The sequence below is a fragment of the Bradyrhizobium sp. 33ap4 genome (assembly GCF_032654765.1).
GTDB lineage: Bacteria > Pseudomonadota > Alphaproteobacteria > Rhizobiales > Xanthobacteraceae > Bradyrhizobium > Bradyrhizobium australafricanum.
The window spans coordinates 1-25735 of record NZ_JAUMTJ010000008.1 but is presented as its reverse complement, the minus strand read 5'-3'; the positions used below and the strand labels follow the sequence as shown (position 1 = coordinate 25735).

Annotated in this window: 25 protein-coding genes and 1 pseudogene; 8 read left to right on the top strand and 18 right to left on the bottom strand. The window is 65.0% G+C overall.

Features of this window, described 5'->3' with window-relative positions:
• Positions 1-307: 307 nt before the first annotated feature.
• The 9 genes from Q2M23_RS08115 to Q2M23_RS08075 all read right to left on the bottom strand — a co-directional run bounded on the left by Q2M23_RS08115 (position 308) and on the right by Q2M23_RS08075 (position 9996).
• Positions 308-1246, bottom strand: coding sequence for a carbohydrate kinase (locus Q2M23_RS08115; RefSeq protein ID WP_316395277.1), 939 nt, complete (start codon positions 1244-1246; stop codon positions 308-310).
• A 10-nt stretch (positions 1247-1256) separates the two neighbouring features.
• Positions 1257-2909 (bottom strand): FGGY-family carbohydrate kinase, encoded by a 1653-nt coding sequence (locus Q2M23_RS08110; RefSeq protein ID WP_316395276.1) that lies wholly within the window; start codon positions 2907-2909, stop codon positions 1257-1259.
• A gap of 42 nt (positions 2910-2951) precedes the next feature.
• Positions 2952-3725 carry an SDR family NAD(P)-dependent oxidoreductase gene (locus Q2M23_RS08105; RefSeq protein WP_057019317.1) on the bottom strand — a complete coding sequence of 258 codons (774 nt, stop codon included), beginning with the start codon at positions 3723-3725 and terminating at the stop codon, positions 2952-2954.
• A gap of 93 nt (positions 3726-3818) precedes the next feature.
• Positions 3819-4826, bottom strand: coding sequence for an ABC transporter ATP-binding protein (locus Q2M23_RS08100; RefSeq protein WP_057019230.1), 1008 nt, complete (start codon positions 4824-4826; stop codon positions 3819-3821).
• 16 nt (positions 4827-4842) lie between these two features.
• Positions 4843-5673: a carbohydrate ABC transporter permease gene (locus Q2M23_RS08095; RefSeq protein WP_028334898.1), complete on the bottom strand. Its 831-nt coding sequence runs from the start codon at positions 5671-5673 to the stop codon at positions 4843-4845.
• Between the two features lie 4 nt (positions 5674-5677).
• Positions 5678-6550, bottom strand: coding sequence for a sugar ABC transporter permease (locus Q2M23_RS08090; RefSeq protein ID WP_316395275.1), 873 nt, complete (start codon positions 6548-6550; stop codon positions 5678-5680).
• Between the two features lie 136 nt (positions 6551-6686).
• Positions 6687-8000, bottom strand: a complete 1314-nt coding sequence (locus Q2M23_RS08085) for a sugar ABC transporter substrate-binding protein (protein ID WP_316395274.1) — start codon at positions 7998-8000, stop codon at positions 6687-6689.
• Between the two features lie 367 nt (positions 8001-8367).
• The gene (locus Q2M23_RS08080) at positions 8368-9321 is read right to left on the bottom strand and encodes a sugar-binding transcriptional regulator (protein WP_076830623.1); all 954 of its coding nucleotides are present in this window, start codon (positions 9319-9321) and stop codon (positions 8368-8370) included.
• 9 nt (positions 9322-9330) lie between these two features.
• The gene (locus tag Q2M23_RS08075; RefSeq protein WP_229190986.1) at positions 9331-9996 is read right to left on the bottom strand and encodes an HAD family hydrolase; all 666 of its coding nucleotides are present in this window, start codon (positions 9994-9996) and stop codon (positions 9331-9333) included.
• A 114-nt stretch (positions 9997-10110) separates the two neighbouring features.
• On the opposite strand from Q2M23_RS08075, the gene ybaL reads away from it, so the two are divergent.
• Positions 10111-11832 carry a YbaL family putative K(+) efflux transporter gene (gene ybaL / locus Q2M23_RS08070; RefSeq protein WP_316395273.1) on the top strand — a complete coding sequence of 574 codons (1722 nt, stop codon included), beginning with the start codon at positions 10111-10113 and terminating at the stop codon, positions 11830-11832.
• A gap of 61 nt (positions 11833-11893) precedes the next feature.
• On the top strand, positions 11894-12127 hold the full coding sequence (locus Q2M23_RS08065) for a hypothetical protein (protein ID WP_028343292.1): 234 nt from the start codon (positions 11894-11896) through the stop codon (positions 12125-12127).
• Between the two features lie 260 nt (positions 12128-12387).
• Here Q2M23_RS08065 and Q2M23_RS08060 read toward each other — a convergent pair whose 3' ends face one another.
• The 6 genes from Q2M23_RS08060 to Q2M23_RS08035 form a co-directional block, all read right to left on the bottom strand.
• Entirely contained in the window at positions 12388-12612 is a 225-nt protein-coding gene (locus Q2M23_RS08060; RefSeq protein ID WP_016843345.1) for a hypothetical protein, read from the bottom strand.
• Between the two features lie 64 nt (positions 12613-12676).
• Positions 12677-12952: a chaperone modulator CbpM gene (locus tag Q2M23_RS08055; RefSeq protein ID WP_057019224.1), complete on the bottom strand. Its 276-nt coding sequence runs from the start codon at positions 12950-12952 to the stop codon at positions 12677-12679.
• Positions 12949-13851: a J domain-containing protein gene (locus tag Q2M23_RS08050; RefSeq protein ID WP_316395272.1), complete on the bottom strand. Its 903-nt coding sequence runs from the start codon at positions 13849-13851 to the stop codon at positions 12949-12951. Before Q2M23_RS08050 ends, Q2M23_RS08055 begins: the two co-directional genes overlap by 4 nt.
• Before the next feature lie 125 nt (positions 13852-13976).
• The gene (locus Q2M23_RS08045) at positions 13977-14159 is read right to left on the bottom strand and encodes a hypothetical protein (protein ID WP_057019222.1); all 183 of its coding nucleotides are present in this window, start codon (positions 14157-14159) and stop codon (positions 13977-13979) included.
• A gap of 83 nt (positions 14160-14242) precedes the next feature.
• Positions 14243-15667, bottom strand: coding sequence for a hypothetical protein (locus tag Q2M23_RS08040; protein WP_316395271.1), 1425 nt, complete (start codon positions 15665-15667; stop codon positions 14243-14245).
• A gap of 96 nt (positions 15668-15763) precedes the next feature.
• Entirely contained in the window at positions 15764-15988 is a 225-nt protein-coding gene (locus Q2M23_RS08035) for a hypothetical protein (protein ID WP_141340045.1), read from the bottom strand.
• 347 nt (positions 15989-16335) lie between these two features.
• On the opposite strand from Q2M23_RS08035, the gene clpB reads away from it, so the two are divergent.
• From clpB to Q2M23_RS08010, 5 genes are all read left to right on the top strand, one after another.
• Entirely contained in the window at positions 16336-18948 is a 2613-nt protein-coding gene (clpB, locus tag Q2M23_RS08030) for an ATP-dependent chaperone ClpB (protein ID WP_316395270.1), read from the top strand.
• Positions 18949-19048: 100 nt separating this feature from the next.
• The gene (locus tag Q2M23_RS08025; protein ID WP_057019219.1) at positions 19049-19303 is read left to right on the top strand and encodes a DUF2171 domain-containing protein; all 255 of its coding nucleotides are present in this window, start codon (positions 19049-19051) and stop codon (positions 19301-19303) included.
• Positions 19304-19450: 147 nt separating this feature from the next.
• Entirely contained in the window at positions 19451-20512 is a 1062-nt protein-coding gene (locus Q2M23_RS08020; RefSeq protein WP_316395269.1) for a Dyp-type peroxidase, read from the top strand.
• The gene (locus Q2M23_RS08015; RefSeq protein WP_168855797.1) at positions 20505-21320 is read left to right on the top strand and encodes a family 1 encapsulin nanocompartment shell protein; all 816 of its coding nucleotides are present in this window, start codon (positions 20505-20507) and stop codon (positions 21318-21320) included. The genes Q2M23_RS08020 and Q2M23_RS08015 overlap by 8 nt, the downstream gene beginning before the upstream one ends.
• A gap of 82 nt (positions 21321-21402) precedes the next feature.
• Positions 21403-21594 (top strand): hypothetical protein, encoded by a 192-nt coding sequence (locus tag Q2M23_RS08010; RefSeq protein WP_057019217.1) that lies wholly within the window; start codon positions 21403-21405, stop codon positions 21592-21594.
• Positions 21595-21609: 15 nt separating this feature from the next.
• Here the strand turns inward: Q2M23_RS08010 and Q2M23_RS08005 are convergent, their stop codons facing one another.
• The gene (locus tag Q2M23_RS08005; RefSeq protein WP_316395268.1) at positions 21610-22899 is read right to left on the bottom strand and encodes an MFS transporter; all 1290 of its coding nucleotides are present in this window, start codon (positions 22897-22899) and stop codon (positions 21610-21612) included.
• A 118-nt stretch (positions 22900-23017) separates the two neighbouring features.
• Here Q2M23_RS08005 and Q2M23_RS08000 point away from each other — a divergent pair, with 118 nt between their 5' ends.
• Positions 23018-24229 carry an amidohydrolase family protein gene (locus tag Q2M23_RS08000; protein ID WP_316395267.1) on the top strand — a complete coding sequence of 404 codons (1212 nt, stop codon included), beginning with the start codon at positions 23018-23020 and terminating at the stop codon, positions 24227-24229.
• A 27-nt stretch (positions 24230-24256) separates the two neighbouring features.
• On the opposite strand, the gene Q2M23_RS07995 is transcribed toward Q2M23_RS08000, so the two are convergent.
• Together Q2M23_RS07995 and Q2M23_RS07990 are read right to left on the bottom strand one after the other, a co-directional pair.
• Positions 24257-25279, bottom strand: coding sequence for a glycoside hydrolase family 5 protein (locus Q2M23_RS07995; RefSeq protein ID WP_410469702.1), 1023 nt, complete (start codon positions 25277-25279; stop codon positions 24257-24259).
• Positions 25276-25665 (bottom strand): annotated as a pseudogene (locus tag Q2M23_RS07990) (O-antigen ligase family protein); the annotation flags it as partial. The gene Q2M23_RS07995 and the pseudogene Q2M23_RS07990, both read right to left, overlap by 4 nt.
• Positions 25666-25735: the final 70 nt, after the last annotated feature.

The following is a 25735-nucleotide window of genomic DNA, read 5'->3' as shown; positions in this document are numbered from 1 at the left end:
GCCTGGTTGCGCTGCAATAGACGATCAAAAAAGGACGAAGACAGGTATCGATGGATGGATTCCATGTTAGCGCGGTCTTTCACAAAGACAACCGATGCGCTCAATGCGAAGCCGAAGCAGCATGACTTCGCACGATCGAAATGCAGCGATCGCGGGTTGGCATCAAATCCGAGCGATATCGGGTGCTTCGGACGCTTTCACGCATCGCCGGGCAGATTTGCCTTCGCAGGCGCAGCACGCAAAATGAGACTAAGCGTCAAGCGACGGCATCGCGCGGGAGGCCGCGCCGGCTGAGGCCCTGCATGGCTTACCAATAGTCGGCCGGCAACTCCCGGCTGCGCGGCGGATCGGCGCCGGGCCGCGTGCAGGTGAAAGCGGCGCATTTGCAGGCAAAGGACAACGCACGGGTCAGCTCGGCTGCGGAGACGTCGCGCAACTGCGGCTGCGCGATCCGGTCCAACCGATGCAACGCGGCGAGCAGCGCCGCCTGAAAGCTGTCCCCGGCGCCGATCGTATCGACGACGTTGACCACCGGCGCTTCGGCCGCGATCGGTCCTGCCTTGCGATGCCAGGCGCAAGCGCCATCATTGCCGCGCGTAATGACGACGAGCGATGCGCCGCCCGACAGCAGCGTCTCGGCCCGCGCAGCATGGGCCTCGTCACCGAACAGATAGGCGAAGTCGACGTCGGACATCTTTACGATGTCGGCCTTGCCGCAGAACGCCAGCATGCGCGCGCGATAGGCGTCCTTGTCCTTGACGAGGTTCGGTCGGCAGTTCGGATCGAGCGAGATCGTCACGTTCGGACGCGCATCCTCGATCAAGGCCAGCGTCTCCGCCGCACCCTTGTCATGGACCAGCGTGGTCGAGCCGGTGTGCACGCAGGTGACGCCGTCAAGAGCGACCGCATCGCGCCGATAGGTCCAGTTCCGCGACGCGGTGTCGGCGTCATAGAAGGCGTATTGCGTCTCGGTGCCGGTAACGCGCGCAAAGGCCAGCGTGGCCTGGCGATTGCTCCGCGTGGCGCGACGAAGATCGACGCCGGACGCCGCGGCATGATCGGCGATCATCCTGCCGAAGATGTCGGTCGAGATGCCGCCGACAAAGCCGGTGGGAACATCGAGCCGGGCGCTGCCAATCGCGATGTTGAGGCAGGAGCCGCCGACGGCGGGCGTCAAGGCCTCACGTCCGTCCGCCGTCTTCGACGGCAGGAAATCGATCAGCGCATCTCCGCAACTCAGCAGCATGGGGCAAACCTTACGTCGGCGCTTCGCCGGGCACCCGCCTCATCGCCTCGCGGCTGTCGCGGTCAAGCTCTCGCAGCATCTTGTGCACGCCGCGCTTCTTGCGGTGGAACTCGGCGAGCTCCGGCCTGGTCGGCTCGCTCAACCGTCCAAGCGCCGACATGCCGGCCATCGCCGCATTGATCGAGTTGTGCGCGCCGCTGGCGACCGCGCCCAGCATCGCGGCGCCGAGCAAGACGGGTTCTTGGGTCTGCGGCAGTGCCACCGTGTAGCCTGTCGTGTCGGCCATGATCTGGCGCACCAGGGGGCTGCGACTCGCGCCGCCGCCGATCACGATGGTCTTGCCGTTGAGGCCATGCGCCTGCAAGGCGTCGATGACGTCGGCAAGGCCATAGGCCAGCCCGCACAGACCGGCGATGAACAGCCGCTCCAGCGCCGACACGTCGGTGTCGAGATCGAGCCCCGCGATCACCGCGCGCGAGCCGGGATCGGCATAGGGCGAACGGTTGCCGAGGAACTCCGGCAGAACGTGAACGTTGCGCGCGAGCAACGCCGCAGCACCGGCATTGCCGCTGCGCGCCAGGATGCGCCTCTCGAGATATTCGATGACGTCGACGCCGTCGGTCTTCGCCGCGAGCGCAACCTCGGCATGCGCCGGATGCGACTTGAGCAGGTGATCGATCGCGGCGCCCGCCGCCGATTGGCCGCCCTCGTTCAGCCAGAAGCCCGGCACCATGCCTTCGAAATACGGGCCCCAGACGCCGGGCACGAAGCAGGGATCGACCGTCGTCGCCATGATGCAGGCCGACGTTCCCATGATGTAGGCGAGCCGTTGGCAGACATCGACCTCGGCGCCGGAGCCATCGCGGCCGCCGATCGCGCCGACGCCGCCGGCATGGGCATCGATCAGGGAGGCACCGACCGCGGTTCCCGGCAGCAGGCCGAGATCGCGCGCGGCATCCTCGGACAGCCCGCGACCGAGCGGCGAGCCGGGCGGCACGATCTCGCTGCCGATCCGCCCAAAACGGTCGGCCGCGAGCGCCTCGAGCCCGACCCGCTTGAAAAAGGATTCGCTCCAGCCGCCCTCGCCGGCGACATAGGTCCATTTGCAGGTGACCGTGCAGGTCGAGCGCCCCAGCGAGCCGGACGCGCGGAATGAGAGATAGTCGGCAAGATCGAAGAAATGCCCGGCGGCCTCGAAGGTCGCGGGCAGATGCCGCTTCAGCCAGAGGATCTTCGGGATCTCCATCTCCGGCGAGATGGCGCCGCCGACATAGCGCAGCACCTTGTCGCCGGTCGCGTTGACGAATTCGGTTTCGTCCATCGCGCGGTGGTCCATCCAGACCACGACATTGCGTACGGGATCGCCCGACGGGCTGACGGTGAGCGGCCGGCCTTCCCCATCCAGCACAACCAGCGAACAGGTCGCGTCGAAGCCGATGCCTTTGACGTGTTCGGCGGCAACCGCAGCCTCCCGCATCGCACCGCGCACGGAGGCGACGCAGGCCGCCCAGATGTCATCGGACGATTGCTCCACGATATCGCCGGGCTCGTGCCAGACTCGGATCGGATGCCGGGCCGACCCGAGCAGCTTCCCCGACTCGTCGAACACGCCCGCCCGGGCGCTGGTGCTGCCGACGTCCACCCCAATAAAGGCTTGCCGCATGACCGCTCTATCTTCCGTTGAGCACGATCCCCGGGCGCAAGCCTACCAGCAAGTGTAGCCGCCATCGACCAGAACGATGCTTCCGGTCATCAGGCTCGCCGCCTCGGACGCCAGGAACAGCACCACGGAGGCGATCTCGTCAACCTGCCCCATCCGCGCCATCGGGGTTCCACCGATCCAGGCGTCGTACATTCTGGGGCTGTTCTTCACGAAGGCGTTCAGCGGCGTCTCGATATAGGTCGGCGCCACGGCGTTGACGCGAACCCCGCGCGCGCCCCATTCGGCGGCGAGCGATTTGGTCAGGTGATGCACCGCGGCCTTGGAAGCGTTGTAGAAGCACTGTTCCTGCGGCTTGTTGACGATGAAACCGGACATCGAGCCGACATTGACGATGGTGCCGGACTTCGCCTTCAGCATGTGATTGCCGAAGGCGCGGCAGCACCAGAAGGTGCCGTTCAGGTTGACGTCGATGACGTTGAGCCAGTGCTCGTCGGTCACGGTTTCCGCCGGCGTCTCGCTGCGGGCGATGCCTGCATTGTTGACGAGAATGTCGACCTTGCCGTACTTGCCGACCAGTTCGTCGGCGACCGCAGCGACGCGACCGGAATCCGTCACGTCCATCAGCGCGATGTCGGCGTCAAAGCCCTTGGCCTTCAGCGCCGCCTGCGCGTCATTGGCAACCTTGGCGTCGCGATCGCCGATGATGACCTTGGCGCCGGCTTCGGCGAGCGCCTCGGCGCAGGCGAGCCCGATGCCCTGACCCGCGCCGGTGATGATGGCGGTCTTGCCGCCGAGCCTGAATTTTTCGAGATACATTTTCTTCTTCCTTAGCTTCTCTTTGAGCATGATCTGTTCGGAAAGCCGCTTCACGCTTTGCACTAACGCGGCCCTCCGGGTCCGGATCATGCTCTACGCGTGAATCGATTTTCCGCTGTCGTCGAAACGGTGGATGCGCGCCGGATCCGGGATCAGCGACACCCGGTCGCCGGGATGCAGGTCGAGCTCGCCGACATAGCGCGCGGTCAGCATTCCCAGCGGTCCGGCGTCGACATAGAGGAAGGTGTCGCTGCCGAGATGCTCGGCGACCGAGACGGTGCCGTGCCAGCCGCCCTGCCCGTCGCGCTCGACCTTCAGATGCTCGGGCCGTACCCCGATGGTCGCGGCGCCCTGCTGCTTGGCGATCTCACCGGTGACGAAATTCATCTTCGGCGAGCCGATGAAGCCGGCGACGAACAGGTTGGCAGGCTTCTCATAGAGCTCGAGCGGCGATCCGTATTGCTCGATCTTGCCGCCGTTCAGCACCACGATCTTGTCCGCCATGGTCATGGCCTCGACCTGGTCGTGCGTGACGTAGATCGCCGTGGTGCCGAGCTGCTTCTGCAACCGCGTCACCTCGAGCCGCATCTGCACGCGCAGCGCGGCATCGAGATTGGACAGCGGCTCGTCGAACAGGAACGCCTTCGGCTCGCGCACGATGGCGCGCCCGATCGCGACGCGCTGGCGCTGGCCGCCGGAGAGCTCGCGCGGCTTGCGGTCGAGATAGGGCGTCAGGTTGAGCGTCGCCGCGGCGGCCTCGACCTTGCGGTTGATCTCGTCCCTGGCGATCCCGGCCATCTTCAGGCCGAACGCGATGTTGCCGCGCACGCTCATATGCGGATAGAGCGCGTAGGACTGGAACACCATCGACAGCCCGCGCTTGGCCGGCGGCACGTCGACCACGTTGCGTCCATCGATCAGGATGGCGCCGCCGGTGACATCCTCGAGCCCTGCGATCAGCCGCAGCAGCGTGGTCTTGCCGCAGCCGGACGGACCGACGAACACGACGAAGGAGCCGTCGGCGATGTCGAGATCGGCGCCCTTGATGATGTGGACCGGCCCGAACGATTTTTGCACACCCTGCAGCGTAATCTGACCCATGGCAAAAGCCTTTCTGCTACTTGACCGCGCCGAAGGTCAGTCCGCGGACGAGCTGCCGCTGACTGAACCAGCCGAGCACGAGAATGGGCGCGATCGCGAGCGTCGACGCCGCCGACAATTTCGCCCAGAACAATCCTTCCGGGCTGGAATAGGACGCGATGAAGACGGTGAGCGGCGCCGCCTCGAGCGTCGACAGATTGAGGGTCCAGAACGCCTCGTTCCACGCCAGGATCAGATTGAGCAGCAACGTCGAGGCCAGCCCCGGCACCGCCATCGGCGTCAGCACATAGATCAGCTCGCGCCCGATCGTGGCGCCGTCCATTCGCGCCGCCTCGAGGATGTCCTTCGGGATCTCCTTGAAATAGGTGAACAGCATCCAGATCACGATCGGCAGATTGCCGAGGCACAGGATGAAGATCAGGCCAGAGCGGGTGTCGAGCAGACCGAAGGTGCGGTAGATCAGATAGATCGGCACCAGCACGCCGACCGGCGGCATCATCTTGGTAGACAGCATCCAGAGCAGCACGTCCTTGGTCCGCTTGGTCGGCGAGAACGCCATCGACCACGCCGCCGGGATCGCGATCAGCATCGCGATCAAGGTCGAGCCGCCGGCAATGATGATCGAGTTGAGCGCGTGGTGGAAATAGTCGCTGCGCTCCTGCACCGTGGCATAGTTCTCGGTGGTCCAGTGAAAGAACAGGAACGAGGGTGGGATCGCGAACGCCTCGAGCTCGGTCTTGAAGCTCGCCAGCACCATCCAGAGGATCGGGAAGAAGATCAGGAAGCCGACCAGCCAGGCCGCCGCCGTCGAGATCACCTTGCGCCGTGTCGTGACCATCCGCGCCATGACGTTACGCCTCCAGATTCCGGCCGACGATACGAACGAGGAAGAAGGCGACGATGTTGGCGAGGACCACCGCGACCAGGCCACCCGCCGAGGCGCTGCCGACATCGTACTGGATCAGCGCCTGCGAATAGATCAGGAAGGCGATGTTGGTGGTCTGCAGGCCGGGGCCGCCGCCGGTGGTGACGAAGATCTCCGCGAACACCGTGAGCAGGAAGATGGTTTCGATCAGGATCACCACGGTGATCGGGCGCGCCAAATGCGGCAGCGTGATGTAGATGAAGGTCGAGATCGCGCTCGCGCCGTCCATCTCGGCCGCCTCCTTCTGCTCCTCGTCGAGCGATTGCAGCGCGGTGAGCAGGATCAGGGTTGCGAACGGCAGCCATTGCCAGGAGATGATCAGGATCACCGAAAACAGCGGCGCGTCGTTGAACCAGTCGATCGCCGGCAGCCTGAACAGATGCGCGATCCAGGCGAACAGGCCCGACACCGGATGCATCAACAGGTTCTTCCAGACCAGCGCGCTCACCGTCGGCATCACGAAGAACGGCGCGATCACCATCAGGCGGACGATCGAGAGCCCGACCACCTGCTGGTCGAGCAGCAGCGCCAGCGGCACGCCGAGGATGATCGTGATCGCGAGCACCGAGCCGACCAGCACCAACGTGTTCTGCAACGAGGCGAGGAAGGCCGGATCGGTCAGGAAGTAGCGGAAATTCTCCAGCCCAACGAATGATTCAGAGCCGGGATCGAGCAGATTGTAATGCAGGGTCGCGAAATAGATCGTGAGCGCCAGCGGCACGATCATCCAGATGAACAGCAGCGCCACCGCGGGCGTGAGCAGCGTGCGTGCAAGCAGTTGGGTCTGCTGGGTCGCCATCCCCGCCTCCTTCTCAAGGAAAGGAGCGACCATCCCGCTGCGGGACAGGATGGTCGCAAGTGGCCCAGCTCGGGAGGTCTAAGCTGGTCGGGCGGCCAAGGCGGCTGTCGCGCCCCGGCTTTGTTTCAGGCGTGCTCTACTTGATGTAGCCCGCGCGCTTCATTTCGCGCTCGGTCACGGACTGGGCAGCGGTGAGCGCCGCATCGACGGTGGTCGAGCCTGAGAGCGCCGCGGAGAACTGCTGGCCCACCTGGGTGCCGATACCCTGGAATTCAGGGATCGCCGCGTACTGCACGCCGACGTAAGGCACCGGCTTCACCGTCGGCTTGTTCGGATCGGCGGCATCGATCGAGGCCAAGGTCAGCTTGGCGAAGGGGGCGACCTTCAGATAGTCGGGGTTCTTGTACAGCGAGGTGCGCGTGCCCGGCGGCACGTTGGCCCAGCCTTCCTTCGCGGCGACGAGCTTGGTGTAATCCTTGCTGGTCGCCCAGGCGATGAACTTCTCGGCCGCCTCGACCTTCTTCGAGCCGGCGGGGACCGCGAGACTCCACGCCCACAGCCAGTTAGCGTTCTTGCCGAGCCCGGTGTTCGGCGCCAGCGCAAAGCCGACCTTGTCGGCGACCGTGGATTCCTTCGGATTGCTGACGAACGACGCCGCCACGGTGGCATCGATCCACATCGCGCATTTGCCGGCGTTGAACAGTGCGAGGTTCTCGTTGAAGCCGTTGGAAGAGGCGCCGGGAGGGCCGGCCTGCTTCATCAGGTCGACATAGGTCGTCAGCGTCTTCTTCCATTCCGGCGAGGTGAATTGCGGCTCCCACTTCTCGTCGAACCAGCGCGCACCGTAGGAATTGGCCATCGCGGTCAGGAACGCCATGTTCTCGCCCCAGCCGGCCTTGCCGCGCAGGCAGATGCCATAGACGCCGCCCGACTTGTCGGTCAACTTCTTGGCGGCGTCGACCACGAAGTCCCAGGTCGGGCTCTCCGGCATCTTCAGGCCGGCCTTGTCGAACAGGTCGGTGCGATACATCACCATCGAGCTTTCGCCGTAGAACGGCGCGGCATAGAGCTTGCCGTCGACCGAGACCGCATCCTTGATCTTGGGCAGGAGGTCGCCGACGTCGTAATCGGCGCCGAGCTTGTCGAGCGGCACCAGCCAGTTCTTCTTGGCCCAGATCGGCACCTCATAGGTGCCGATGGTGAGCACGTCGAACTGGCCGCCCTTGGTGGCGATGTCGGTGGTCACGCGCTGGCGCAGCACGTTCTCCTCGAGCGTCACCCATTTGACGGTGATGTCGGGATTCTTCGCGGTGAATTCGCTGGTGAGCCCCTGCATGCGGATCATGTCGCCATTGTTGACGGTCGCCACCGTCAGCGTGGTCTGGGCGATCGAGGGGGCAGAGATCAAAACAGCAGCCGCGCCCGCAACGGCGCAAAGGACGTTTTTCAAGGTGACCTCCCTTATGTCACGTTGAGCATATGCCCACGTGTTGAGCGTATGTTCACTCCGTCGCCAAACTTTGTCAAGCACGCGGGAGCGCCGTCCCGCGCGTTTGCGGGTTCCACTGCACGCTGGAATGGAGGTGTTTGCGGAGATGAAGAAGGGCGCTGAGACCCAGAAGGCAACTTGATTTGCGGCCACAGCGGGACTGCGCTCCCTCGCCCCGTTCTTACGGGGAGAGGGTTGGGGTGAGGGGCTCTTTCCGCGCATACGAAGCGGACGAATGCGCGGAGACTCCCCCTCACCCGGATCGCATCTCCGATGCGATCCGACCTCTCCCCGCAAGCGGGGCGAGGTGAAGTACGACTCGTGGCGCCTAACGATCCAGCACCGCGCGCGCGGTGGCCTCATCGGTGATGAGGCCGTTGATCACCCGGCCCGCCAATGCGGCCTTGATCGAGGGCACCTTGGCGGCGCCGACCGCCGCGGCGATCGTGGTCGCTTCCGCGGGGATCTGCGGCGGGATGCTGGTCAGCCGCTTGTTGGTGCCGCCCTTGATCAGGCGGCCCTTGGCGTCATAGGCCCAGCCGGTCACCTCGCCGACCGCGCCGAGCCGCATCATCTCCAGCAGCTCCTCGCGGGTGACGAAGCCGTCGACATGGACCTGGGCCTTCTGGTCCATCTGGCCGATGCCGATCAGCCGCAGATCGGCCTTGGCGGCGACCGCCCTCACCCGCGCGATCGGGTCGATGCGCACCATGCGGTTGCGCTCGTCCTCGCTCGACATCAGGAACGGCAGCGGCATCGGGTAATGGCGCGCGCCGGTGCGGTCGGCGAGCCGTCCCACCGTGTCGTAGAAGCTCGCCGAGCCGTCGGCGGAGATGTTGCCGACCAGCGAGACGATCTGGTGATCGGGCCGCTCGATCGGCGAGACCCGCTCGACCGCGGCGCGCACCGCGCGGCCGGTGCCGAGCGCCACGATCACAGGCGTCTCCGAGCGCAGCGTCGTCTCCAGCAGATTGGCGCTGCGCTCGGCGATCCCTGCATTGGACAGCGGCGCCGCCGGATCGGTCGGCACGACGTCGCAATGCACCAGATCGAACCGCGCCTTCAGCCGGGAGGCCAGCTCCATGCAGGCCGCGATGGGGTGTTCGAGGCGAAACGTGATCAGCCGCTCCGCCAGGCACAGCGACACCAGACGCTGCGCGGAGGCGCGCGACACCTGCAGCATTTTCGCAATCTCATCCTGGGTGTGGCCCGCGATGAAATACAGCCAGCCGGCGCGCGCCGCATCGTCGAGGCGAGACTTTTCGTTGTCGGGCGCAGCCATCGTCTTGCGTCAGCCTTCCATCCAGAAATCCGTCATCGCGGCGAAGATTCGATCCGCCCCCGCTTGCCGCAGCAGAGCACTGCCATCCGCCAACCGATAGTGGGCGCCGCCGACAAATCCCCACACTTTCATGCCCGCCGCCTTCGCGGCCATCACACCGCTGACGCTGTCCTCGATCACGAGCGTGCGGCGCGACGCGGCGCCCATTGCGCTTGCCGCATGCAAGAACAGATCCGGGGCCGGCTTGCCGCGCTTGACCATCTGCGCGGTGTAGAGCCGCGGCCCGAAGCTGGCAGCGAGGCCGGTCAGCTCCAGCGAAAACTTCACCCGCTCGAGATCGCTCGATGAGGCGACACAATATGGCAGCCGCAATTCCTTGAGCACCGCCGCGATGCCGGCGATCGGCTTCAGCCGGGAGCGGAAGGTCTCACGGACCTGCAGCGCAAGGTCAGGCAGAAACGTCTCGGGCAACGGCTTTCCCACGCCCCGGCAGTAGTCGACCAGGGCCGCGGTGCTGCGGCCGAGGAAGAGCTCGAGCGCCCGCTCGGTGCTCATCCCGATGCCGGCCCGAACCATCGCCTCGGCAAGACAGCGGCAGCTCAGTTCCTCGCTGTCGACGAGCACGCCGTCGCAGTCGAAGATGACGAGATCAGTCTCGGGAAGCCGCGGATCCATCCCGACATGAGATCATATGCTCACGCCATGAGCAATAGATCACGGTTTCCGCGCGGAATGCCGCGCCTCAAATGGTCGCGGTGCACCGCCAGGGATGCTGTGCGACAAGGCGAAATGCCGCATGACACACCTCTGATCGCGACCGTCGTCGCGGGCCTCGGCCTCGCTTTTGTCTTCGGAACCATCGCCCAGCGCTTTCGGGTTCCGCCACTGGTCGGTTATCTGCTCGCGGGCGTGGCCGTCGGTCCCTTCACGCCCGGCTTCGTTGCCGATCAGGCGCTGGCAACCGAGCTGGCGGAGCTCGGTATCATTCTCCTGATGTTCGGCGTCGGCCTGCATTTCTCGCTAAACGATCTGTTGTCGGTGCGGGCGATCGCGGTGCCCGGCGCGATTGCGCAGATTGCGGTCGCCACATTGATGGGCCTCGGCCTCGCGCTCTTGATGGGCTGGACCGTCGGCGCGGGTCTGGTGTTCGGCCTCGCGCTGTCGGTCGCAAGTACCGTCGTGCTGTTGCGCGCGCTGCAGGAGCGCCGCCTGATGGACACCGAACGCGGCAAGATCGCGGTCGGCTGGCTGATCGTTGAAGACCTCGCCATGGTGCTGGCGCTGGTGCTGTTCCCGGCGGTGGCGAGCTTGCAGGGCGGCGATGGCGCGGCGCTCACCTCCGACCCCCTCGCCGCCCGTTTCGGTCTCGGGCTCACCGGCGTGCTGGTGCTGACGCTGATCAAGATCGCCGTGTTTATCGCGCTGATGCTGGTGGTCGGACGCCGGCTGATCCCGTGGGTCCTGCACTACATCGCGCATACCGGCTCGCGCGAGCTGTTCCGGCTGACCGTGCTCGCGATCGCGCTCTGCATCGCGTTCGGCGCGACCAAGCTGTTCGGCGTCTCGCTGGCGCTCGGCGCCTTCTTCGCCGGAATGATGCTGCGGGAATCGCCGCTCAGCCAGCGCGCGGCCCAGGAGACCTTGCCGCTGCGCGATGCGTTCGCGGTGCTGTTCTTCGTCTCCGTCGGCATGCTGTTCGACCCGATGAGCGTGGTCCGCGAGCCCTGGCCATTCGTCGCGACGCTGTTCGTCATCGTGGTCGGCAAGTCGATCGCAGCCCTTCTGATCGTCGTGCTGTTCCGTCATCCGATGGCAACCGCCCTGATGATCTCGGCGAGCCTCGCCCAGATCGGCGAATTCTCCTTCATCCTGGCCGAACTCGGCGTTGCGCTCAATCTGCTGCCGAAGGCCGGCCGCGACCTGATCCTGGCGGGCGCGATCTTCTCGATCATGCTCAACCCGCTGGTGTTCGCGGTCGTCGACTGGCTGACGTCGCGGCTCGAGAAGCCGCAGACCTCCTCGCCAACTGCCGCAGCTTCTGAACCAATCCCGGTCACTGAATTGCAGGATCACACCATCCTGGTCGGCTACGGCCGGGTCGGCAGCATCGTCGGCGATGCGCTGCATCAACGCAGCGCGCCGTTTCTCGCGGTCGAGGCGTCCGACGACATGGTCGCCAAGCTCAAGGAGCGTGGCATCGAAGCGCTGATGGGCAACGCCGCGCGCGCCAGCGTGCTGCGCGCGACCAATCCGGCCGGCGCGCGATCGCTGGTCATCGCCATTCCCGAAGCCTTCGAGGCCGGCCAGATCGTCGAACAGGCGCGCGCCGCGAATGCCGATATCCAGATCATCGCCCGTGCACATTCCGACGCCGAGGTCGATCATCTCAAAGCACTTGGCGCCGACATCGTGATCATGGGCGAGCGCGAGATCGCCCGCGGCATGATCGAGGAGCTCGACAGGGCGCCTCCGGCTGCTATGCGAACGGCCGAGCAGGATTCGGCAGCTTGAGATAGACTGCACCCACCGTACAGATGCGCGCCGCGCGTCACGCGATGAGGGAGATCGAGCGATGGCCTTCAAGAGCCCGCACGTATCGCTGGTGTCGTTCTCGGTCGAGATCGGCGCCGCGGACACGACAAACGTCATGCAGATCGAGACCGACTTGCATCTGAACACCCGTCATCCGAGCTATGACGCGGCCGCCGTGGAGCGGCTGGTGCGTGACGCACAAGCCTATCTCGCCGGCAACGCCGGCCAGGTCACCCGGATCCGACTGGTCTCCACCCGCGGCGGCCAGACCTGAAGCCTCATTATTTGAGCTCTTTGTTTGAGCGTGATCACCGCGCAAACGCTTTGCGTCTGTCGCGAGGGAAAACCGGCTTCCACTTTTCCGGATCATGCGCTAGTGTGCTGAATGCGAAGTTCGTGCAACTTCGCGGCAGCCACTTTCACGAACTTCGCATTCATAAAGCACACTAGAATCAGAAGTTTGCTAGTGTCCTTATCGAATCCGAAGTTCGCCCCGAAGGTGCGGCAAATGATGCGAACTTCGGATTCGGGACACTAGCCGCCAAGGAATGCCGGCGCGAGATCCTCCTGCACGATGATGTTGGCGGCTTCCGTCGTCAGTTCGCTGCCGACCAGGTCAAGATTCTTGGCGGCCTCGAACAGCATCGACCGGACGTCGTCCGGCGTCAGCACGCCTTTCGCGATCAGCTTGCGCACCAGCGCCTGCAGGATAAGAACGTCGATCTCGCCATGCGCCAGCGGCGTCGGCTTGTCCGTCATGATCGTCTCCCAGGCTGATCCCAAGGCTGAGTCCCAAGGCTGAGGTTCATCGCAAGTGAGGCGCCTAGCGCGGTGGTGACGCCATGTCCTTGTGCAATTGTTCGAACGCGCGGCGCAGGCCGTGCAGCTGATCGACCAGATGAAGGATGACGTCGATGCCCTCGTCGTTGACGCCGAAGTCGCCCTTCAGGTCGCGGATCAGATGCGCGCGCGCCACGTCGGTGTCGGAGAAGCTGATCTCGCTGGCGGTCTCGTCCGGCACCAGCCATTGCTGCTCGATCCAGAACTCCAGGGTCTGCACCTCCAGACCCGCATCGATGAGGAACTGCTGCTTGTTCATGATGAACCATCCTCGCGCGGATCGAATGCCTTTCGATCCCAGTTCGACACAAACGCCTCGAGCTCGGGATCGGGTCCCTTGGGCAGGACCACCTTGAGCTTGACGAGCTCGTCGCCATGGCCTCCGCCGACGCGGGGCGCACCCTTGCCGCGCAACCGCATGGTCGTGCCGGTGTTCGATCCCTTCGGAATCGTCATGGTCACGGCACCGGTCGGCGTCGGAACGCGGACTTTTCCGCCGAGCACCGCCTCGGACAGCGAGATCGGCAGTTCCAGCGTAATGTCGTCACCCTCGCGGGTGAAGCGCGGGTCGGGGCGAACTTCCACCTCGATCAGCGCATCGCCGGGACCGCCCTTGCCGCTGCCGGGCATGCCCTTGCCGCGCAGACGAATGATCTGGCCATCGACGAGCCCCGGTGGGATCGTCACATCGAGCGTACCGCCGTCGGGAAGCGTCAGCCGCTTGCTCGCACCGGTGATCGATTCCGCGAAGTCGATCGCGAGAGCGTAATGCAAATCGCGGCCGCGCCGGTTGGCGCGCGCCTGCTCGCTGCGCCGGAGCAATTCGGCGAAGGCGTCGTCCTGGTCCATGTAGTCGGCATAGCCGGAACTGTCGGCATAGGGATGCCCCGCATCCGCGGTGGCGAAATCCCTGTAGTAGCGATGCTGCGGCCGCTCGACGCCATCAGCATCGATCTCGCCGGCATCGAAGCGCTTGCGCTTCTCGGCATCCGAGAGCAGATCGTTCGCAGCAGCGACTTCCTTGAATTTGTCTTCGGCCGCCTTGTCACCCGGATTGAGGTCCGGGTGCAGCTTCTTCGCCAGCTTGCGATAGGCCTTCTGGATATCGGCCGCAGACGCCGTCGGGGCAACGCCAAGAACCTCGTACGGATTTCTCACAACCTGCTCCGCAACACCGTGAGTGCACCTGCAATCATGAGGGCGCAAAAGCAGGCGATTTGCAAGTGCGCAGGCGCGCCGCCCGGAAGCGGCCGACGCAGCATGCGCTCACGTGACATGACAAGTTAGGATGTATGTCCGGGGTCCAGATAAGTGGGCATGTTCTTTTGCTGCTGCGGCGTCATCTTGGCGGTATCCGCCTTGCCTGGCACGCCCCGCGGACCGAGCAGGGCGCGCTGCATATCGTCCTCGCTCAAACGCGGCTTGCCATCGTCGAGCTGTCCATCGCCGCCATGACTCTGTGCCATGACCAACCTCCCGTGATGATCGCTTGCACAGGCGGAACAATACCGCGCTCCGCCGGAACGAGCCAGCGGAGCGCGGACGTGCCTTAGTGTTGCTCCTGCCGCTTCTCCTCTGCGGGATGACCTGCCGCAGGCGCAGCATGCGGAGCGGCGTGCGGAGCGGCGTGCGGCTCCGGCCGTGCCGCCGGCTGGGGATGGGCGGCCTGCGGCTGCGGATGCGGCTCAGGGCGCGCCATCGTCTCCGGGTGCGCTTGCGGCTTCGCTGCTGGCTCCGGTCGCGCTTCGGGCCTCGCTGGCTCGGGCCGCGCGACGGGCTTCGCGGCAGGCTCGGGACGCGGCTCTTCCTTGCGCACCTCTTCGGGCCGCTTCTCCTGCACGGCAGGCCGCGTCGCTTCTGCAGGATGCGGCTCAAGCTTCGGCTCGGCGGCAGGCGCCGCGCGCTTCTCTTCGACCGTGGGCCTGTTCGCTTCGGCGGGCGGATGCGCCGCAACGCCCTTCTCGGGAACCGGAAGCGCGTGGGATCCGGCAGGCGCCGGCGCGGCAGGATGCGGCTCGGCCTTGGTCTCGGGAGCAGGTGCCGCGCGCTTCTCCTCCGCCGCGGGCTTGTTCGCCTCGGCGGGCGGATGCGCCGCCGGAAGCTCCTTTCCCGGGACCGAGAGCGCATGGGAGGCAGCCGGTGCTGCTGCGGGTGCGGGTGCGGCTCCCGGGTGCCCCGGCTCCCCGGCCGCCGGCCGTGCGGCGTTGGCAGGCACCGCCTCGCCGAGCGGCCGCGCGCGAACCACGCCCGGTCCCTTCAATTCGCCAGGACGCGCCGTTGCGGCGACTGCGGGCACGCCATTGTTGGTCCGCTTGAACAGGCTCGGATCCTGGCTTGCGGTCTCGACCTGCTTGCGTTGCAACGGCGTCGCCGCGAAGTGCTGCTCCTTGGCGACCGCGCGCTCGGCCGGCGTCGGCCGCACCTCGATGCCGCCGCGGCCGCCATTGTAGCTGACGTTGTTGACGGTGGTCTGATTGATCGTGACGTTCTTCTCGTAGACGTTGGTGATCCGCGCACCCTGCAGATTGTTCACGGTCCGATTGTAGAAGAAGTTGCCGTGATCCCAGCGGCCGCCTTCATAGCCCGACCCGCCGTAGCCGAAGCCGTAATTGATGCCACCGTAGAAGCCGACGCGATCACCCCAGTAGCCCTGATGGAAGATGAAGCCGCCGCCGAACGCGCCCCAATAACCAGGTGTCCACAGCAGCCCGACCCGCGGCGGCTGCACCCAGGTGCCCGGCACCCAGTAGTAATCGCCGCGATCCTCATCCCACGACCAGTTGCCCGGCGACCACATATAGCCGGGACCAGGCACCGGCGGCTGATCGTAGGTCGGCAACGGCGGCGGCGCGGTCTCGACGGCAGAGACCGGCGCGCATGCCGCATCCTGCGCGATTGCGGGCACCGCGGTCGCATAGAACAGCGCCGTGGCAATCGCTGCACACGACGCGGTCGAAAGGAGACGAGTTGTCATTGGGAGCCTCTTCGATGAGCACGTTCAACGTGAGACGGAACAAAGGTTCCGTGCATCGGCAATGCACCGACACACTTCATCGCTAGCGCCTTGACCTTACACCAGGCTGAAACGCATCGACGCAAACGGAAACGCGCTCATCCGGCTATTCATGGTCGGTTCAGAGCGCGCCGTGATGCAACGTTGCGCGATGCAGTGGAACATCGCGCGTTGCTTCTCTGCATCATCGGGCGAGCTACGCGAAACGCGACGTGATCGATTCCGATAGCGTGTCCCGATCATGCCTTTGGCCTTTGTACGATCACGGCGATCCATGCTCATCCAGCACTCGCTTCGCGAGCCCGCCGATCCATCGAACCGCAATCAGCGCGACGCGTGCACCCGGCTTGCCCGCGCGGCCGTAGCAGTGCCCCCGGATGAGTGCCAGCGACGAACATCAGCCCTCACAACGGCTTAACCGAAGCATCCCAGCGAGCGCGCTGCGCGATTGACACTCCCCTGAAAGGACCACACGATGCGAGATGCGGCAGCCTTTGGCCCGCGGTTTTCCGCCGGCGCAATTGCACGGGGCTGTTGCATGATGGATGTCATCGTTCCGCCATCTGTCGCCGACGGAACTGCGTGGCATAATGGATCTCGACGAGCCTGCGTTGCCTTGAGGTGCCACGATGAACATAGAAAAATATACCGATCGCGTTCGCGGTTTCATTCAGTCGGCGCAATCGCTCGCGATGCGCGAGGGGCATCAGCAGTTCTCGACGCTGCACATCCTGAAGGTGCTGCTCGACGACAATGAGGGCCTCGCGGCCGGCCTGATCGACCGCGCCGGCGGCAATTCGCGCGCGATCCTCAAGGCGACCGAAGACGCGCTGGCGAAGATACCGAAGGTCAGCGGCGCCGGCTCCGGACAGATCTATCTGGCGCCCGAGACCGCGCGCGCCTTCGCGGCGGCGGAACAGGCCGCCGACAAGGCCGGCGACAGTTTCGTCTCCGTCGAGCGCCTGCTGCAGGCGCTCGCAGCCGACAAGGACAGCGAGGCCGGCAAACTGCTCGCCAAGGGCGGTGTCAATCCGCAGAACCTGAATGCGGCCATCAACGCGCTGCGCAAGGGCCGCACCGCCCACAGCGCATCGGCCGAGAACGCCTATGACGCGCTGAAGAAATACGCCCGCGACCTCACCCAGGCCGCGCGCGACGGCAAGCTCGACCCGGTGATCGGCCGCGACGAGGAGATCCGCCGCACCATCCAGGTGCTGTCGCGGCGGACCAAGAACAATCCTGTGCTGATCGGCGAGCCCGGTGTCGGCAAGACCGCGATCGTCGAGGGCCTCGCGCTGCGCATCGTCAACGGCGACGTGCCGGAAAGCCTGCAGGACAAGGCGCTGCTCGCGCTCGATCTCGGCGCGCTGATCGCCGGCGCAAAGTATCGCGGCGAGTTCGAGGAACGGCTCAAGGCAGTGCTGCAGGAAGTGACCTCGGCCGAGGGCGGCATCATCCTGTTCATCGACGAGATGCACACGCTGATCGGCGCCGGCAAGGGCGACGGCGCGATGGACGCATCCAACCTGTTGAAGCCCGCGCTCGCTCGCGGCGAGCTGCATTGCATCGGCGCCACCACGCTCGACGAATACCGCAAGCATGTCGAGAAGGATGCAGCGCTGGCGCGGCGCTTCCAGCCGGTGTTCGTCTCCGAGCCGACGGTCGAGGACACCATCTCGATCCTGCGCGGCTTGAAGGACAAATACGAGCAACATCACGGCGTGCGCATCGCGGATTCGGCGCTGGTTGCAGCCGCGACGCTGTCGAACCGCTACATCACCGACCGCTTCCTGCCCGACAAGGCCATCGACCTGATGGACGAAGCGGCCGCCCGGCTGAAGATGCAGGTCGATTCCAAGCCGGAAGAACTCGACTCGCTCGACCGCGAGATCATCCGGCTGAAGATCGAGCAGGAGGCGCTGAAGAAGGAGACCGATCTCGGCTCCAAGAGCCGCCTGCAGACGCTCGAGAAGGATCTCACCGACCTGGAAAAGAAATCGGCGGACATGACTTCGAAATGGCGGTCGGAAAAGAGCAAGCTCTCCGATGCGCAGAAGATGAAGGGCGAACTCGAGCAGTTGCGTACCGAGCTTGCCAATGCGCAGCGCAAGGGAGAATTCCAGAAGGCCGGTGAGCTGGCCTATGGCCGGATTCCCGAGCTCGAGAAGAAGCTCGCGGCGGTCGAAGCCAGCGAGACCTCGTCCGCCAGCGAGACCGTGACCGCCGACAACATCGCGCAGGTGGTGTCGCGCTGGACCGGCGTGCCGGTCGACAAGATGCTGGAAGGCGAGAAGGACAAGCTGCTGCGCATGGAGGAGATGCTCGGCAAGCGCGTCGTCGGCCAGGCCGAGGCGGTCCGCGCGGTGTCGACCGCGGTGCGCCGCGCCCGCGCCGGCCTGCAGGACCCCAACCGGCCGATCGGCTCGTTCATGTTCTTAGGTCCCACCGGCGTCGGCAAGACCGAGCTTGCGAAAGCGCTTGCCGAATATCTGTTCGATGACGAGACCGCGATGATCCGCCTCGACATGTCCGAATACATGGAAAAGCATTCGGTCTCGCGGCTGATCGGCGCGCCTCCCGGTTATGTCGGCTATGACGAGGGCGGTGCCCTGACCGAAGCGGTGCGGCGGCGGCCTTATCAGGTGGTGCTGTTCGACGAGATCGAGAAGGCGCATCCCGACGTCTTCAACGTACTGCTGCAGGTGCTCGACGACGGCCGTCTCACCGACGGCCAGGGCCGCACCGTCGATTTCCGCAACACGCTGATCATCATGACCTCGAACATCGGCGCCGAGTATCTGGTCAACCAGCCGGAAGGCCAGAGCACGAGCGCGGTGCGCGAGCAGGTGATGAACATGGTACGGGCGCACTTCCGGCCCGAATTCCTCAACCGGATCGACGAGATCATCCTGTTTCACCGGCTGCAGAAGAGCGACATGGGCCGCATCGTCGAGATCCAGTTCTCGCGGCTGCGCAAGCTGCTCGAGGATCGCAAGATCGAGCTGGAGCTCGACCCGAAGGCGCGGGACTGGCTCGCCGAGAAGGGTTGGGATCCGGCTTACGGCGCCCGCCCGCTGAAGCGGGTGATCCAGCGCAGCGTGCAGGATCCGCTGGCGGAGATGATCCTTTCCGGCGATGTGCGCGACGGCTCAGAGGTAAAACTCTCGGCCACCAAGGCCGGCCTCACCTTCAACGGCAAGAAGCCGGAGAACGCGGCGGCGGACGAATTCGAACCGGTGTGAGACAGGCCGGATCGCCAACGACGCGCTGTCATCGCCGCGTCGTCTGCCGGCATCATATGCAAGCCGAATATACAAGCTGACCTGCAACCAGGAGAGCGCCATGACGCAGCACAAGATCAAGGACAACATGGAGGTCATCGGCGCCGATGGCGTGCATGTCGGCACCGTCGATCACGTCGAGGGCAACCGCATCAAGCTCAAGAAGAGCGAGAGCGACGGCTTCCACAAGGGCCATCACCACTTCATCGAGCTCGGCTTCGTGGCGGGTGTCGAAGGCTCCAAGGTTCGGCTCTCGGCCAACGCCGCGATCGCGGTGACCCTCGAGGAAGAGAAGTCCGGCAAGCCCGTCGATTGAGACAGGCACCTCTGCAAGAGCGTAAGCCATTCGAGCCCTTGTAAAGGTTCCAGCGGCATGCTCCTCTGACCCTGTCTGGACGCCGATCCGGCGTCCAGCGCCTGCCTTTTGTCCTCGTGGAAGTGCCGTTTAGTCAAGGAGACATGCGTGCCATCAGCCGTTCCGCAACCGGTCGCTGCGAAGCTGACGCGCGCGGCCATCTTCCTTGCGGTCACGATCAAGCCCAATCCGGAATATGACGCGGTGGTGCGGTCGCTGTGCGCCGATCTGGGCGCGCTGCTGCGTGCGGTGGGCTTCCGCGATCTCGAGGGCCGGCTGTCATGCGTCATGGGCATCGGCTCCGACGCATGGGACCGGCTGTTCGGCGCGCCGAAGCCGAAAGGCCTGCATCCGTTCCGCGAGATCGACGGCGTCCACCACGCCGTCGCAACGCCGGGCGACCTGCTGTTTCACATCCGCGCCGTGCCGATGGACCTGTGCTTCGAGCTGGCGACCCAGATCATGACGCGGCTCGGCGATGCGGTTGCGACCTCCGACGAGGTGCACGGCTTCAAATATTTCGACGAACGCGACCTGCTCGGCTTCGTCGACGGCACGGAGAATCCGGAGGACCAGGCGGCCGCCGACGCCACCATCATCGGCGACGAGGACGCGGCGTTCGCCGGCGGCAGCTATGTGATCGTGCAAAAATACCTGCACGATCTGAAGAAGTGGAACGAGCTGCCGGTCGAGATGCAGGAAAAGATCATCGGCCGAACCAAGCTGTCCGACATCGAGCTCGACGATGCGGTGAAGCCGAGCTACGCGCATAACGCGCTGACCACGATCGTCGAGAATGGCGAGGAGCTCGATATCGTCCGCGACAACATGCCGTTCGGCAATATCAGCGAGGGCGAGTTCGGCACCTATTTCATCGGCTATGCCAAGTCCCCGCAGCGGATCGAGCAGATGCTCGAGAACATGTTCGTCGGCAAGCCGCCGGGCAATTACGACCGCCTGCTCGACTTCAGCCGCGCCGTCACCGGCATGCTGTTCTTCGTCCCGTCGGCGACCTTCCTGGAGGATGTCGCGAGCGAGGCGCCGGCACCTTCGCCCGCCGAGCCGTCTCCGGATGACGCCGGGGCTCGCGACACACCTGCACCAGGAATACCGCCGTCCGACGGCTCGCTCGGGATCGGCTCACTGAAAGGAGAGGCTGGACATGAATAATCTTCATCGGGGACTCGCCCCTATCTCGGACGCGGCATGGGCCCAGATCGAAGAGGAGGCCTCGCGCACGTTGAAGCGCCATCTGGCGGCGCGCCGTGTCGTCGACGTCGACGGTCCGAAGGGAACGGATTTCTCCGCGGTCGGCACCGGTCATCTCAAGAAGATTGCGGCGCCCGGCGACGGGGTCGAGGCGACGCAACGCGACGTTCGCGCGCTGGTCGAACTGCGCGTGCCGTTCGAGCTCTCGCGCCAGGCGATCGACGATGTCGAGCGCGGCGCGAATGATTCCGACTGGGATCCGCTCAAGGAAGCGGCGCGCAAGATTGCCTTCGCCGAGGATCGCACGGTGTTCGACGGCTACGCGGCCGCCGGCATCGAAGGTATCCGTCAGGGCACCAGCAACCCGGTGCTGACGCTGCCGCCGAGCGTCAAGAACTATCCCGCCGTGGTCGCGCAGGCGGTCAGCCAGTTGCGGCTTGCCGGCGTCAACGGTCCCTATACGCTGCTGCTCGGCACCGAGCCCTATACCGCCATCGGCGGGGCGACCGACGACGGCTATCCGGTGCTGCAGCACATCCAGCGCCTGATCGACGGCAAGATCATCTGGGCGCCCGCGATCGAGGGTGGCGTCCTGCTGACCACCCGCGGCGGCGATTTCCAGCTCTCGATCGGCCAGGATCTTTCGATCGGCTATCTCAGCCACTCGGCGAAATCGGTTCAGCTGTATTTCCAGGAGACCATCACCTTCCTGATGCTGACGAGCGAAGCGTCGGTGGTGCTTGCGCCGGAGGCGAAGAAACCCGCCTAGTCTTGCCGGCGTTGACCTATCCGGGAAGTCTCCGGCCGTTGCCGGAGCTTCCGCCAAACGTGAAACGGAGAGGAGGCGCGCAATGGACTACGATCTCTACATCAATCCGAAGAAGGCATCGGTCGGTCTCTACGTCCGCAAGGGCGCCGGCCTTCCCGACCTTGCCGACGCCAAGGACTGGGTGTTCGACGGCACCTCGGCGCAGGCCAATCTGCCGCCGCAGCTCGTGAAGGAAATCGAGGCCAACGGCCACGCCTTTCGCGACATGGATTGAGCGCGTCTGCCGGCGTTATTTCTCGCCGACCTTCACCGGGGCGGTCTCGGGCATCAGGCTCATGGCCACGATGCCGACCGCCGCCGCGAGCAGAAGATACCAGGACGGCGCCAGCGGATCGCCTGACACGTGCAGCAGCCACGTGACCACGAGTTGCGCGGTGCCGCCGAACGTCGCGATGGCGACCGCGTAGATCGTGGCGAACACGCCGCCGCGAATGCTCTGCGGCAGCGCTTCGGTGAAGGCGGCATAGAACGCGGTGAACGGCAGCGATCCGATGAACGACAGGATGCCGAAGCCGAACAGCAGCGACCACGCGCCGGGGTCCTGGACGATCCACAGGAAGGCCGGATAGGTCAGCACCAGCACGACCAGCTGCGGCCAGATCATGATCGGCTTGCGCCCGAGCCGGTCGGCAAGCCAGCCGCCCAGCACCGCGCCGATGATCTGCAGTCCGTTGCTGACCAGCGATACCGTGAACGCCAGAGACGGCGACACATGCAGCGTATTCTTGGCGTAGGTCGTCATGTATTGCGTCACATAAGTCGAGATCGTGCCGCTGGCCAGGATCATCACCGCCAGCACGATGACGCGAAGATGCCGCCGCGCCAGCGCCACATGGCTCGAGCGTTCGATCTGCCCGGCGACGTGCTCGCCGTGCGAGACGGTTTCCGGCAGCGTGCGGCGCATCCAGATGCCGAACGGCAGGCAGACGGCGCCTAGCAGGAACGCGATGCGCCATCCATAGGCCTGCAGCATGTCGGGCGCCATCGCGCTGCTCAGGATGACACCGACAAGCGCGCCCACCGTCGCCGCGATCTCCTGGCTGGCAGGCTGCCAGGCGACCACGAGGCCGCGGTTCCTCGGTGCAGCGATCTCGATCAGATAGGCCGTGGTCGGCCCGACCTCGCCGCCCAGCGCAAATCCTTGCACCATCCGCGCCAGGATCACGATGATCGGCGCCACAATGCCGATCGCGGCATAGGACGGCGTCAGCGCGATGGTCAGGATCGCGCCGCCCATCAGCGCGAAACTCAGCAGCATCGCCGGCCGCCGTCCGACCCGGTCGGAGAAGACGCCGAGCACGATGCCGCCGATCGGCCGCGTCAGGAAACCGGCGCCGAAGGTCGCAAGCGACAGCATGAGGCTGCCGTATTCGCTGTGCGCGGGAAAGAAGGTGCGGCCGATCTCGGTCGCAAAGAAGCTGTACGTGATGAAGTCGTAGAACTCCAGCATGTTGCCGATGGTCGCGGCAAGGGCTGCGCGCTTGACATCGAACTGTTCCCCGCTTGCAATCTCCGGCAACGCTCTCGGTTCCTTGTCTGCTTATGCGAGCGGAGTATTATTCCTCCGACCATGTTAGGCAAGGCATGGAGAGCCGCGCGATCTGCATGCGACGCAAGCGACAAGAGGAACAGATCCGATGCCAGCCGACAAACTCTTCATCAATGCCAGGTTCGGTGACGGCGCCAGCCGCGATATGCTGGTTCGTGGCGGCCGCATCGTTGCGATTGAGGCGAAGGGCGAACGCCCCAGCGGGGTCGAGATCGTCGATCTCGGCAATGCGCTGGTCGTGCCCGGCTTCGTCGAAGGCCACATCCATCTCGACACCAGTTTTTACGGCGATACCTGGCGGCCACACCGTCCCTGCACCGACGGATTCGACGTCCATGAGCGGGTGGCGTTTCAGGCCAAGAACCTTGCCGCCGCCGCGCCGATGGACGTGCGCGCGCGGAACCAGCTCGACCTCTGCATCGGCCATGGCACGACGCAGATGCGCAGCCACGTCATGGTCGACGGCTCAGTGGGACTGAAGTCGCTGGAGACCATCCTCGGGGTTCGCGAGGAATACAGCGACTTGATCGATATCCAGCTCGTGGCGTTCCCGCAGAACGGGATCCTCACCAGCCCCCGCACGCCGCAACTGCTCGACGAGGCCGTCAAGCTCGGCGCCAACGCCGTCGGCGGGCTCGATCCCGCAAGCTTCGACCGGGATGTCGAGGGCCATCTCGACGTCGTGTTCGGCGTTGCGCAAAAGCACGGCGTCGATGTCGATATCCATCTTCATGACGGCGGCATGCTCGGTGCCTTCGAGGTCGAGCAGATCGCGGCGCGAACGCGCGCGCTCGGCATGGCGGGCCGCGTCACCGTCAGCCACGCTTACGGGCTCGGCGACATTCCTGCCGATGCGCTGAAGAAGACCGCCGACAGTCTGGCGCGTTCGGGCGTGGCGATCATGACGAATGCCCCGGGCAGCCGGCCGTTCCCGCCGGTCGCGCTGTTGCGGAAAGCCGGCGTCACGGTGTTCAGCGGCAACGACAACATCCGCGACTCCTGGTGGCCCTATGGCGACGGCGACATGCTGGGCCGTGCCATGATGATCGGATACCGCTCGGGCTTCTACACCGATGAGGAGCTCGCGATCGCGTTCGACATGATCACCGTGGCCGGCGCCAAGGCGCTCAGGCTCGAGGACTACGGCCTGCATGTGGGCGCCAAGGCCGATTTCGTAACCTTGAACGCCGTGCATATCCAGGAGGCCGTGGTGGCGCGGCCGTCCGGGCGTTCAGTCTACAAGGGTGGCGTGCTCGTTGCGCGGGACAATCGCGTCGTCAAGGCCGCCGGCCAATCCTGAATCGAACGCTGCGTCCAATCGAACGGCTTAGCGGCCCGGAGGGATGATCGCGCGGAGGATGTCCGCCTTCCAGCGTTGCCGGGCGCCGTCGAATGCCGCAAAATCGTGGTCGAACTGCCAGTACGCCCACGCCCAGCCATTGCGTTCCGCGTGTCGCGCCATGAACGACAGATACGTCGCGCGGCTCTCCGCGGGCGCACGTTCATAGACACCGAACTCGCCAAGATAGATCGGGCGCTGTTCCTTCTCGGACCAGGAGCGGATCTTGTCGAAATCGGCCGAGGCCCTGGCTTCGTCTTCCGCAGAGCCCCAGCGCAACGGACCGATCTTCGAGAAGGTCGGCGACCACGGCGCGCCCTGATGGGTGAATTGCAGCGGCAGGTAATAGTGGAATGTGACGATGAGGTTTCGGTCGCCGGCCGGCAGCACCAGCTGATCGATCGGCAGCTCCTCGATGTTCAGGATCGCGACCACGACATTGCGCTTCGGGTTGGTATCCCGGATGATGGCAAGGCAATCGCCGAGCAGCGCATTCCATTCGGCCGAGGTCATGTTGCCGCCGGGCTCGTTCAGTATCTCGAACACCAGCGCCGGGTATTTCCCCGCATAGCGCGATGCGATCTGGCGCCAGAATGCCTTGAGCTTCACGCCGCATTCCGCCACGTCGCGCTGGCAGAGATCGGTGTCGTGCTCATCGAGGATCGGAACCAGCCTGTTTGCCAGCACCTGCTCGATCACGGCATCGAGGCGCCGCAGGACGGCATCATCGAGGATGTTGCCGGACTCCATATGCCTGAAGCCGAAGAAGTTGATCCGGACATGGGAAAAGCCAGCCCTGCGAATCGCGGCGAGGTTTTCCAGGCGGAACGGCGCGTTCCGGTAGCCTTCCCAGATGCCGTCATAGCCGAGAATATTGATGCCGCGCCCCAATGCCGCGGCGACCGGCGATGCCCCCTGCCCCGCAGCGTTCGCCGGCGCGATCAGCGGGAGAGCAAGTGCCGCCGCCAGCATGACGAAGGCTCTTTGCAGAAGCAATCGGAACGCGGTCATGGCTGCTCCAACTCGCGCGGCTCTACGCGCGATGACGGCACCGGCCGGCAAATGGCGAGGAAGAAGGCGATCAGCAGCACCGACGTGAACATCGTCGAGCGAAGGAAGACCGTCTCGGTGAAATTGGTTTGGCAGTTGAGGAAGACGAACCCGATGATCAACGCGCAGTGCAGACGGTCGATCGCCCGCCCTGCGATCAGGCAGAGCACCTTGTAGGAAAACAGGAACACGCTCGCCGTGAACAGGAAATAGCCTAGGAATCCGGTCTCGACGAGAATGGCGATATAGCCGTTGTGATAATTGTCGAGCACCCAGCCGTGGTTCTGGTTGAAATAGTCGTAGATCGCCGGATTGGTCCAGAATCCGTTGATGCCAAATCCGAACAAGTCGGAGGCCAAGCGGTCTTAGGAAGACAACTATAACACTCAACTCCTTGGCTCACAGAACGACATGGCT